Origin of the sequence: Staphylococcus sp. HMSC062H10 (genome assembly GCF_001836945.1) — a bacterium.
Taxonomy (GTDB): domain Bacteria; phylum Bacillota; class Bacilli; order Staphylococcales; family Staphylococcaceae; genus Staphylococcus; species Staphylococcus aureus.
This window is the reverse complement of sequence record NZ_KV830970.1, coordinates 1-12943: the sequence shown is the minus strand read 5'-3', so window position 1 is coordinate 12943 and position 12943 is coordinate 1. Positions and strand designations below refer to the sequence as shown.

Here is a 12943-nt window from a genome sequence, read left to right as displayed (position 1 = left end):
GCGTTGTATCTTCTTCAATCGTTTGTTGACCTTCGTTTTGACCGCTTACTTTTGGAAGTGTATCTTCTACAAAGTCAATGCCATTGTGTCCGCCAAATTGATAACTTGGTTTATCTTTATTTGTATCTTCTTCAATAATTTCAGTGTGCTTATTGAATCCGTGTATATGTGGCACACTGTCGAAGTCGATATCAATAATGTTACCGCCATGTTCATACTTAGGTTTGTCTTTTTCTGTATCTTCTTCAAATGATTGATTGCCAATATTTTGACCTTGAATTTGAGGTACGCTATCGAAGTCGATATCTACGATATTGCCACCTTGTTCATATTTAGGCTTGTCTTTTTCTGTATCTTCCTCGAATGACTGATCACCTTTATTTTGACCTTGAATTTGAGGTACACTATCGAAATCGATATCTACGATATTGCCACCTTGTTCATATTTAGGCTTATCTTCTTCTGTGTCTTCTTCAAATGATTGATTGCCAATATTTTGGCCACCTTCGTAACCTAATTCACTCTTAATATCAACATGACTATTTTCTTCGATTTCTTCAATCACGCCATAGTTACCGTGACCATTTTCAGTACCTAATCCAGAATGAGAAATATGATGATTGTTTTCAGTGATTTCCTCGATTGGTCCTTGTGCTTGACCATGTTCTTCAGGTAGTTCATCTACTAGTTCAATCAGATTACTTTCAGTTGTATATTCTTTCGTATCTTCAACTGTTGTATGGTCGCTCACTGCGCCAGTTACAATACCTTTTGTAGACTCTTCGTCAAATTCAACTAAGTTAGACTCAGTAGTAACCTGTCCACCACCTGGGTTTGTATCTTCTTCATATTCAACAACATTAGCATGATGTTTTGAATTTTCATGTGTCGATTCTTCAAAGTCAATTGGATTTGATTCCTCAGAGGACTCAGTGTATCCTCCAACGTGACCCGCTTCGCTATCCACAGCAGTATGGTAATCGATATCAATAGCTGATGAATCCGTTTCTTCTATTGTTTCAATGTATCCATCAACATAACCACCTTCACCATCTATAGCTGTGTGGTAATCAATGTCAAGCGGTGTATTGTCTTGATTTTCTTCTGTTTCAATAATTTGCTTGGCATCGTACTGCCCGCTCATAGTTCCTTTTGCAGTATCTTCTTTATATTCAAAATCATTATTTTGAATAATTTGTCCATTTTTACCATTGCCATCAGCTTTATTGCTATATAAAACTAAACCATTATCCCAAGTTAAACGATATCCCCCATAAACATAGTAAGATTTATATGCTCGTTCTGGATACCCATATAATTCAGTTCTAAAATTAACCTGATCTGACCCTTGCAAATATTCACCTGTATAATGAATGACATACGTTTTATCCAACTTATCTAAATTCAATGAGTAACTACCATTGTCTTGCACACTCAATTTTCCATTCATTTCATTTGTTACATCTTTGAATTTGTTAGTATCTGATGTATTTGCATAAACACTTTGTGGCAATTCATCTTTTTTCCCTAGATATTCATATACTTTAACAGTAGGTTGTCCACCATCTAAATTACTACCTTCAGTCAACGTCCCTGTTACTGATACAGTGTTTGACTGGTTTCCATTCATTGGCTTAATATAAGCTATATGTGTAAATTTATTAGATTCTTTATTAAATGTTTCAATTGATCCATTTACATTTGTATAACTATTGCTAACACCTGGATTATAAACAACTGGTATTGTTTTTTCTGTTTCTTCACCATTTAATTTAGAAGTAATCTTTTGTTCTCCATTGCTTTGTACAGTTTTAGGGTCAATAAATAAGTTGATTTCTAAATTAGCTGTTACCTCTACCTTGTGTTCAATTTCGTTAGTAAATGTATATCTTATGTTACCATTCCCTAAAATCTCACCTGTAGCCATTACAACTGAGCCATTTTTAATCTCTGGTACCTTTCTAGCTGTTGAAACCCCATAAGTATTTACATTATTTGATAATGTAAAATCAAAATAATCTCCTCTTTTTAATCCATCTGCGAATTTCAATTTGTATTTCAATACGACACGTTGACCAGCATGTGGCTCTACTTTATTTCCTTGAGGTGCCTCAATCGAACCACTTTCTACTGTAACTTTACTTGTCACATCTGTACCTTTGACTTCTGAAACGCCCATACCTTCCTTAGCTTCCACTACATCTGCTGATCTTGTCACACGTGGTTTACTTTCTGATACTGTTCTTGGCTGTGCCACTTCAACTTGTGTTTCTGCCACTTGATTTTGTGTAGCCTTTTTAGGTATTAAATCTACTTGTCTTTGATCTCCGCTATTGTCTTGAGATTGTGTCGTTTCCTTAACTTGAGGTTTCGCTTCTTCCTTAACTACCTCTTCTTTAACTTTTTCTACATTTGCTGGTTGTGCAGTTTGTGGTGCTTGTACTGCTTTTGGTGCTTCTTCAGTTGTTACTTGTGTTGCGTTTGACGGTTGTTCTGTTACTGTTGCGTTATATGATTGAGTTTCTTCTATATGATTAACGTTAGTTGTAGTTGTTTGTGTTTCGCTTACTTTATTATCAGTAGTTGAATTCCCATTTTCTTCTACTGTAGTTGTCTTTTGTTCTGATGCTGCAGCTTCTTTGTCTTGTCCCATCCCAACAACGATCATTGTTCCTAAGAATACTGATGCTGCTCCCAATTTATGTTTTCTAATGCCGTACCTAAGATTGTTTTTCACTATAATATCTCCCTTTAAATGCAAAATTCATTAATTTTTTTAAACTTAATAAATGCAAGTCTATATTGTTCGGTTTTTAAAAGCAATACAAAAAAGCGAGTTAATGAAAAGTTAAGATTGTCATTAATTTTATGTTAATTGATAATTTTATTATTTGAAATATACCTATAAATTGTATTCAAGTCGTCAGAAACCCTTGTCACACAAGGCTTGTATTTTTTATACTTATTTTTTAAATTAAATTCATCATTATCTAATTTAAAACAATATACTTAACGTTTCATAATTATCGCCTGTACAATACGCACAAAAACATGTCTTGAAACGCCTTTCATTACACTAAAATGCCCAATATAATTTTTATATCGTTCGGATTCTGAGTGTTTCAGACGATTTTCTGCATAAAAATAAACGTGTTTCAAGGCAATATATTGTAATTACCTAAAAACACGTTTACTTAATATTTAGTTAAACAAATAAGCTGATGAATAAAATGAAAATGATACCCGAAACGGAAATAATCGTTTCTAATAATGACCATGTTAAGAATGTTTCTTTTACAGTTAAACCAAAATATTCTTTAAACATCCAAAATCCTGCGTCATTTACATGAGACAAAATCACACTACCTGCACCTATCGCAAGTACAACTAATGCAACATTTACATCTGATGATTGTAATAATGGTAAGACAATACCTGTAGTTGAAATCGCAGCTACTGTAGCCGAACCTAATGCGATACGTAGCACAGCTGCAACAATCCACGCTAGCAAAATCGGCGACATCTCTGTACCTTCAAACATTTTAGCAATTGTATTTCCAACACCACCGTCAATTAATACTTGTTTAAATGTACCGCCACCGCCAATGATTAATAACATCATACCAATTGGATAAATCGCGTTCGTCACTGATTCCATAATATGATTCATCTTACGTTTTCTCATTAATCCCATCGTAACGATTGCAAATAATACTGCTATTAGCATGGCTGTCCCTGCTGTTCCTATCATATAAATGATAGATTCAAATAGATTTGTAGGTTTGTCGTGCCCAGTTACAAGTTGCGTTATCGTAGACACTAACATTAATATAACTGGTAATGTTGCTGTTAATAAACTCATACCAAATCCTGGCATCTCTTGATCCGTAAATTCTTTTTGTGCACCTAACGCTGAAATATCGCCTTCTCGTGTATACGCAGACGGAATCATTTTTTGTGCAATTTTGTTAAATATAGGTCCTGCAATGAGTGTAACTGGAATGGCAATGATCATACCGTATAGTAATACATCTCCAACATTTGCCTTTAATTCTTTTGCGATGACTACCGGTCCTGGATGTGGTGGTAAAAAGCCATGTGTCACTGATAAAGCTGTTACCATAGGTAGTCCTAGTTTTAACACTGAAACATTTGCGCGTTTTGCTACTGTAAATACTAATGGAATCAGTAAGACTAAACCTACTTCAAAGAACAATGCAATCCCGACGATAAATGCTGCAACAAGCATTGCCCATTGTACATGTTTTTGACCAAATTTTTGATTCAACGTGTCTGCAATTCGAGTTGCACCACCACCATCAGCAAGTAATTTCCCAAGTATGGCACCTAAACCGAATATCAGTGCAATGTGGCCGAGCGTACTGCCCATCCCTTTCTCAATCGTCTCCATAATTTTAGTCAATGGTATACCTAGCATTAACGCTGTAATCATCGATGTGATAATTAATGAAATAAATGTATTTAATTTAAACCCAATAATTAATACTAATAAAATAACGATACCTAAAACAACACTGATTAACGGCCATATTTCGTTAAACATGACATTCCCCTCTTTCTCTTTTCAATAGAATGTAACACCGTCGTCGCGCACATATTCGACATAATATATAGTAGTCATGGCACAACAACTTTATCTAAGATGCTTGAGTGACGTATTTATTGTGTTTTATTTTCAGCCATATGTTGGCGTTGAAAATCTGCAATTTGTTCATAATTCTCTGTTAAAGAACGACTTAAATTGATAAAAATGGATACGAGCTCTTGATAAACAGCGACATTTTCTTTAATCGGCGTATGATTGTTTGTGGCACCGACCATCGATGAAATGATTGAAAAATCTTCAATGTCATCTACAGCTTTAAGTCCGAGTACGCAGGCACCTAAGCATGAACTTTCATAACTTTCAGGAACCACTAACTCTGTGTCAAATATATCTGACATCATTTGACGCCATACTTCACTTTTCGCAAAACCACCTGTTGCTTTTATCATCTTAGGTGTTTCATTCATTACTTCAATAAGCGCAAGATAGACGGTATACAAATTGTAAAGAACACCTTCTAATGCAGCGCGAATCATATGTTCTTTTTTATGAGATAAAGTTAAACCGAAGAATGAACCTCTTGCATTTGCGTTCCAAAGCGGTGCACGTTCTCCTGCTAAATATGGATGAAATATCAAACCATCTGCACCTGGTTTTACACGCTTTGCAATTTGAGTTAAAACATCATAAGGATCAACACCGAGACGTTTCGCAGTTTCGACTTCGCTTGCTAACAACTCATCGCGCAACCATCTCAATACGACACCGCCATTATTTACAGGGCCTCCAATGACGTAGTGGTCCTCTGTTAAGACATAACAAAATATGCTACCTTTATAATCAGTACGTGGTTTATCTATCACAGTACGAATCGCCCCAGATGTACCGATTGTGACAGCAACTTCTCCTTTACCAACACTATTGACACCCAAATTAGAAAGGACCCCATCACTCGCACCAATAACAAACGGTGTATCTTCATTAAGCCCCATTAATGTTGCATAACGTTCTTTCATGCCTTTCATCACATACGTTGTTGGCACTAATTCCGGCAACATTTCCTCGGAAATACCAAGCAATTCTAATGCCCCAACATCCCAATCTAATGTTTCTAAATTAAACATCCCTGTTGCGGAAGCCATTGAATAATCAATGATATATCTATCAAACAAATGATAGAAAATGTATGTTTTAATATCTGCAAACTTAGCAGTACGTTGAAATACATCTTGCCATTCATGTTTCATCCAAAAAATCTTCGCTAATGGCGACATAGGATGAATAGGCGTACCTGTTCGCTGATAAATCGCATTGCCATCATGCACTTCATTTATTACTGTTGCATATTTTGCAGCGCGGTTATCTGCCCAAGTAATATTATTTGTTAATCTTTGATGTTGCTGATCCATCGCAATCAAGCTATGCATTTGCGCACTAAATGACACAAATTTAATATTATCTTGATTAACTTTCGATTCCCTCATTATGTATTTAATTGTCATTAATACCGCATCAAATAATTCATCTGGGTTTTCTTCTGAGACATCAACGTTTGGTGTGTGTAAATCATAGCCGATTTGATGTTTCATGATGAAAGTTCCATTTTCATCATATAAGACTGACTTGGTACTCGTCGTTCCAATGTCGACACCAATCATATATTTCATGACAAATCCTTCTTTCTTTCATTTTAATTCAACCAAAATCCTTCAATATCTTTACCAACATCGTCGAAATTTAAATGAAACGCTTCTTTCAAAATTTGACTGTCGTATTGTTCCACTGCATCAATAAACACTTGATGATTATGATGTATGCGTTCAAAATCTTGCGGGTTTTGTTGCATACGTTGTCGCATGGATGTTAAAACGAGTGCCATCATTACTGGTTTTAAATGACTCCAAAATGAGTTTAAATATTGATGATTAGATGCTTTGATTAATGTTTCATGAAATTCAAAGTCATGCTTCGTAAATGATTCTGCATCCTCAAATTTTACTGCCACTTTCATCATTTCAAGTTGTTTCTTCATTTCTTTTACGATAGGTAGTCGCTCTTGATTTTTAACTCTTGAAAATGCAAAAGACTCTAGCATCAGTCGCAAATCGTACATTTCTTTCTTTTCTTGTTCCCCAAACAGCAACACATGTGCACCCATTCTTTCTAATTGGATGAGTTGATTTTGTTGCAATAATTTAAATGCATCTCGAATTGGCGAACGACTCACATTAAATTGCTTTGCCATTTGATTTTCTGTGAGTAACGTACCTTCAGCTATGTGACCATTCACAATGCCTAAGCGTAATTCTGCTGCGATTCCTTCTCCAGTTGTCATACCTTCCAACCATTTTTCTGGATATCCATACATTATCAAAGTCACTCCTTCATTACACGACATACTTGTATACAAGTATGTTAATATAGTTCTCAAGTGTTTGCAAGCGCTTTCTTTATGCGTACTAAAATAGTGACCACCCCTTTTCGATGTAAATCTAAAGGGAATGGTCACTATCACACGAATGATTTAATTGTTATTTTTAGTGCGGGGTACTTCTAGTTGTTCTGTACTCATATGCGCTTTAGGTACTTCAATGCAATAATGCGTTTCATGACAGTTCGGACATTCAAATCGACGTGTTGTCGCTGTATGTTTCGCTTTGATAACTGCCCACAAAGATGGTGAGAATATATGCTGGCAGTTAGGACATAAATAGGCAACCTTTTGTTGGTAATAAAAAGTAACACCAATGCCATACCCAATCATAAATGGTAAAGCAATTAAGAACGGCCATTTGTTTTTCATCAAGATTGAACTCATAATGCTAGAATATTGAATTATTCCTATAATACCAGCACTAATCCAAATGTTACGACGAATACTTTTCATTTCAGCTGATTTACTCATGACATGCTCTATGTCTTTTAAGTGTGTGATTGGAGACGTCGACGCTTCATTTACGTAATATTGAACATTTTTAATTTTGTTTAATACCGCTTGTTGCTGTTTGACTTGTTGGTTAATTTCTTGTTGTTTCATAGTTAGTAAAGTATTGAGTGTCTTCAAAGTACCTTCACCTTTTAGCAACATATCTATATCGCTTAACGCACAACCTAAATCTTTAAGCAATAAGATTAACTCTAATGTTTGTCGCTGTTGTTCTGTATACACACGACGCTTTCCTTCTGTAAATCCTTGTGGTTTCAAAATACCTTTGCGATCATAATATTGAATCGTTCGTGTTGTCACATTGCATAATTTTGCGAGTTCTCCAGTCGAATAGTTAGACATAGATTCCACCTCCTATAATTACCATAGTTGATGACCCGACGTCACGAGCAAGTACAATTTCCACATTTTAAAGAAATTTATTATACTTGGCGTCTTATTTTTATGATTTCGTACCATGTTGATTTACAAAACCACTCAAATTAAGCAACACTCCTAGTAAACGTCTACTCAGTTATTTCAGAATGAATTTGTTGTAATTTATTTTCAACTTCAGTAATCTCTGTCGCACATTCTTTCAATAAATCTCGATACTTTTCCGTCTCTGCCTTGTTTTTATAACGTATTTTATGTTCTAAACTTGCCCACATATCCATACCTATTGTTCTAATTTGAATTTCAACAGGCAATACCTCAACGCGTTCTGCTAAAAAGACTGGAATGGATACAACGATATGTAAACTGCGGTAACCATTTTCTTTAGGGTGCTGAATATAATCTTTACGTTTTATCAATTGTACGTCTTCTTGTTTAAGCAACATCTCTTCAATCAAATAAATATCATCTAAGTAATTACATACTACGCGAATTCCGGCAATATCCAGTATGTGTTCTTTGGCAGTTTCTGCGCTAATCTGTAATCCTTTACGATTAAGCTTTTCTATTAAACTACGCATTTCTTTCACACGTCGCTCCATATGATGTATAGGATTGTGTTTATAAATGTGATTGAAATTGTCATCTAAAATACTCAGTTTTGTGCTTATTTCCTTTAGTGCTGATGAATAAATATGATCTAACTCTACGAAACCTAATAACGTATCAAATGCTTCATCACCATTTTCAAATTTACTTAAACTATTTTTAAAATCATGTCGCAAATCCTCTAAATATAGTGATGGTTTTCGATCTACATACATTTTTATACTTACCTCCGATATATAATCATCTTTATTGTACCTAACATTTTATTAAGATAATACTAATACACTATCGAACTTTGGGCTGATACTGAAACAGCACAAAGAAACTCAAACAATTCGAATTATGTATCAAAACCTTCAATTATAGGAAGTAATTTTAAAATGATTTAACGCAAAAAAACACCTGTTACCGTTATATAGGTACAAGTGCTTAATTGATAGAGATGTTATACGTCTTTAAATGATTCCACAACTTTTGGATGCGGACCATCCATAAGCGGTTCTCTTTGTCGAATGCCACCACTTTGGTTGCCAATTGATTCGCTATCAAAGTACGATTTATCTTGATTTGATTGTTCTTGAATATGTTCTTCATTATCAGTTGTTGCATATTCACTATCCACCTCTGGTTTTTCCATTGTTGCTGTATGGAATTGTACGAAGTTCTCTTCTTCTAATGCTTTGATTTCTTCTTTCGATAACGCTCGATACCAATCTTTCGCTTTTTTCGCCGCAATAGGAACAACATCTTTTTCAAGATATCCTTCTTTTAACATTGCATTCGCAATTTCTATCGCTTTTTGCCGTTTAATTACTTCAAATTCTTTCCATTTTTCGGGGTAACCTTTCATTGTAAAGGGCATTTCCTTAACCTCCAATATGTTATAATTCATGTTATATACCACCATAATTATAAAATGAAACATATTAAACACAATTTTTTAGACTCCCGTCATAATAACTTCAGACAAACGTTAGTCTGACCTGATAAATATTTTATTTTAAACGTTCTTGTCTCTCTCACGAAAACCATTGTGTTGAATATTCATCATTGCTGATTGAATATAATTATACTGTGGTAAATCTGGTAATATCTTTATTTCTAATTCTGTATTTAATTCTAAATGCTTAGCGATGTTTTCAAATGTTGCTAAATACTCGCCCATTAATTGTTCATTTATTGTAAGTCTATCTTCATTAGCCATGGCTCTATTTAACATAAAACTAATTTCTTCTAATGCGAATAAGCTAGGATAATAATTTTGAATCAATGTCTTATCACTAAATAATTCACCATTAGCTGCATTATAAACTTGCGTCATGTTATTTAATTTCACAGATAGGTTCATAGCTGTGTTTTTTTGATATACATCATCTTTATATTGGTTTTCAGAAAATAAATAATGGAAGAGCGTTGCTTCTTTACGAACAACTTCAGCCATTACATAAGGAAGCAATGCGGATGCGGTACGTTGCCCAAGGACAAATAAACCTATGATTGCAATCACAATCCCCATTGCAACGTCAATAACTCTTGGAAACGCAATGTTAATTGTTAAGTTCTGTGATGCTAATCCGTTCATTAAAATAACTTGGATTGTAATAAAAACTACTGCAATTGTATAATTTGCTCCCACCAACGCTTCAGTAAATAATGCTGCAATGCCCATTAAAATTACTGCAACAGGTGTTGGTATTGAAAACAACAATATAACTGAAAGTACTAGCACACCTAAAATGGTGCCTAATCCACGTGCCATACCTCTCTCAATTGCATGTATAGTTGATGTTCCTAATAATACTGTATGTGCGGATAAAGGTATCCAGTATGCTTTTTCAAAATCGAACATTAACGCGATAAATATCGCTATCATCATAATCGCTGCATACCTCAATGTATTTCTAAACACGATTGAATCTAATGTTAAATTTTGATAAATACGCTTACTATATAAAGGTTTTCGCATGTCTGTTTCATACGCAATACGCGCTTCATTTGCATGCACCATTTCGTCAATTTTCAAGATATGGTTGAATAAATTTTGAAATTCTTCTGATACTGTCACTTCTTTTCGCCAATATCTTACATTTTCATCACTATTATCTAGTTGTGCAATGATATGATCCATCATTTCAATTAACTCATCTGGCAATGGTCTAATTTGTTTAGCGTTCAACTCTAACAGTTCAGAATAAATCCCTTGGGCAGATGTGTGTAATAATAATAATTTTTGGAAACGTCTACTTAATTTATCGTTACTTGAAGTAGAAGTGATGAGTAGTTTATCCGACGCTTTAAAACTATCCACCGCTGTTTTTGCTACTTGTGAAAATGCAGATTTATCATTGTAAGCATGCAATAACTTAGATATGAGTTTAAAATCGTTTTGAATGGCTTGTTCTTCAGCTTTGTTTTTAGACAATAAGATTGTGATGAGTACCATCATAGTGGCAAGTACACCACCTACTAAAATCGCAAAGCCTCTATATAATGCTTCTTCAGGTGCTATAGGTAAGTTAATGGGTAAACTGAATGTCACAATGAAGAATGTCGATGACGGTCCAGCAATTTTCAAGGCGGTAAATATATAAAATGGTATAACCGTAACAATTAATAATGTCATTCCAAAAACGAGCGGCGTTGTGGCTGTTAGCGTACCAAGTATCATGCATATTGCAAACGCTAAATTACAAATTATTACAGTTCGCAGCTTAGATCGCGACGGACCTTTAAAAACGTAGATATGTGCTAGAGTTCCGGTTGCAACTAATAATCCAAATTGGAAATTACCACATAAGTAACCGATGATTGCAGGAATAATCATTAACAGTCCTTGTCTTATCCCTTTATAAAAGTCTAAGTTAAGTCGATTAATTTTTATAAGTGATGTCAAAAAGATGTCATTTCGACTTCTCCCTTCCTCGTCAAAATATTTCCATAATCATTTTATTAGCATAGTTAATTTGAGTATGTTGCTATAAATTTTATTTGTGCAACATATGTCATTATAACACCTTATGCTCAATTATCTAAATTTAAAAACTTTTAAAGTCCAATTAAATTTATTTTATAATGTTATTTAACATCGGTGAACCTATTGGTCGCCCAACTTTGAGCGAGTTAAAATTTATTTGTGACATGTTGAGATTATTTTAGTGAATTATACATTTAGGGTTAGAAATACATTCACATAGACTTAGTGTCTATTTACTTCATATTATTCCTAAGGTTCAAGATCCAAACGATAGTGAATTTAAGAAAGTTTATAAAACATATTTGCCTCATAAGCTTGAATAGTTCCTATATTCGTTATTTAAAATGACATTCGATGTCAGTTCATTTCTTAAAATATCGAAAGATGATTACGTATAATATATATAGTGACGTATTTACAAATAATGGCAGTAAGCAGTACAAAATGATTACACAAAAATTTCCTTCTACTCGATAAATTAAGAAGTATAAAATAATTAAAAAAATACTTATAATTAGACCTATAAGAGGCAAAATTCTAATATATTTCTCTAAGTTTTCCTTCATATGTATAACCTCCTAAAATTTATATGTACTTTTACAAGCGTTACCTGACTAATGTTTTAAAACTTTATTTCTTCTACATATATTATTTTAATAACTTCCCGTTCATCTTAAACCATATCTGTTTTAAAATTTTTCAATTTCGACGTAAAAAAAGCAATAAGCCCCAACTATGTGAAAGCTTATTGCATGTTTAAATTATTTTTCTATTGCTTTATCATCACTAACAATTAAAGGTTGATCTGGTTTCACATAGAACCACATAATCACAGCGATTACTGCTGGAACGATTAACAATTGGAATGTCATTGTCCAACCTAAATGTTCTACGAATAGACCTGCTAATAGCGGACTGATTAATGCACCTATATTACCCCATAAGTTCATCCACCCTGATACTGTACCAGAGAAGTTACGTCCTAAGTCAGTTGCTGCAGCCCAACTCATACCCATTGAAATACCGATACCACCAAGACCTAGTGATAACCAGAAAATACTTACATATAAATTTCCTGTACGTACAGCAAAGATAATTGAAACTGCAAATACAATAAATCCTGCGATTGCAATGACACCTCTAGCTACGAATTTTGAACGACCTAATCCTAATACACGGTCAGAAATTGCACCTGCTGATAAGATTAAGAAGAACATTAATAACCAAGGTAATGAACTAATGCTCATTTCTTTAAAGTTAACGTGGAATACTTCTGTTAAATACGTCGGTAACCAAATTAAGAATAATGTAATGATAAATTGTACAACAAAGTATTGAATTGCAATTGCATAGAAGCTAAAACGTTTAAAGAAATCATTCCATGGTGGTGATGACTTTTCAGTAGCTACGATATCACGATTTTCCATAATGAAACGTTTGAATCGTCTACACTTAATTGGACAAATTCTAT

Annotated in this window: 10 protein-coding genes and 1 pseudogene; all 11 read right to left on the bottom strand. The window is 34.0% G+C overall.

Annotated features, from left to right (window positions below):
- Positions 1-2737, bottom strand: a 2737-nt coding sequence (fnbA, locus tag HMPREF2658_RS02630) for a fibronectin-binding protein FnbA (RefSeq protein WP_070854191.1), incomplete at its 3' end; no start/stop codon positions are given.
- Positions 2721-2823, bottom strand: a pseudogene (locus tag HMPREF2658_RS02625) (hypothetical protein). The pseudogene HMPREF2658_RS02625 and the gene fnbA, both read right to left, overlap by 17 nt.
- A gap of 382 nt (positions 2824-3205) precedes the next feature.
- The gene (locus HMPREF2658_RS02620; RefSeq protein ID WP_000481431.1) at positions 3206-4564 is read right to left on the bottom strand and encodes a gluconate:H+ symporter; all 1359 of its coding nucleotides are present in this window, start codon (positions 4562-4564) and stop codon (positions 3206-3208) included.
- 116 nt (positions 4565-4680) lie between these two features.
- Positions 4681-6234 carry a gluconokinase gene (gntK, locus tag HMPREF2658_RS02615; protein WP_070854190.1) on the bottom strand — a complete coding sequence of 518 codons (1554 nt, stop codon included), beginning with the start codon at positions 6232-6234 and terminating at the stop codon, positions 4681-4683.
- Between the two features lie 23 nt (positions 6235-6257).
- Positions 6258-6938: a GntR family transcriptional regulator gene (locus HMPREF2658_RS02610; RefSeq protein ID WP_031785529.1), complete on the bottom strand. Its 681-nt coding sequence runs from the start codon at positions 6936-6938 to the stop codon at positions 6258-6260.
- A gap of 153 nt (positions 6939-7091) precedes the next feature.
- A complete protein-coding gene (locus HMPREF2658_RS02605) occupies positions 7092-7856 on the bottom strand; it encodes a MerR family transcriptional regulator (RefSeq protein WP_000074010.1) in 765 nt (254 codons plus the stop codon).
- 164 nt (positions 7857-8020) lie between these two features.
- Complete coding sequence (locus HMPREF2658_RS02600; protein WP_000289134.1) at positions 8021-8713, bottom strand: GTP pyrophosphokinase; 693 nt, start codon at positions 8711-8713, stop codon at positions 8021-8023.
- 230 nt (positions 8714-8943) lie between these two features.
- Positions 8944-9360: a DUF2188 domain-containing protein gene (locus HMPREF2658_RS02595; protein WP_001117051.1), complete on the bottom strand. Its 417-nt coding sequence runs from the start codon at positions 9358-9360 to the stop codon at positions 8944-8946.
- Positions 9361-9498: 138 nt separating this feature from the next.
- On the bottom strand, positions 9499-11322 hold the full coding sequence (locus tag HMPREF2658_RS02590) for an FUSC family protein (protein WP_070854189.1): 1824 nt from the start codon (positions 11320-11322) through the stop codon (positions 9499-9501).
- A 512-nt stretch (positions 11323-11834) separates the two neighbouring features.
- A complete protein-coding gene (locus tag HMPREF2658_RS14830; RefSeq protein ID WP_078098699.1) occupies positions 11835-12038 on the bottom strand; it encodes a hypothetical protein in 204 nt (67 codons plus the stop codon).
- Positions 12039-12233: 195 nt separating this feature from the next.
- The coding region (locus HMPREF2658_RS02585) for a pyruvate MFS transporter (protein WP_141758279.1) at positions 12234-12943 on the bottom strand (710 nt) is incomplete at its 5' end.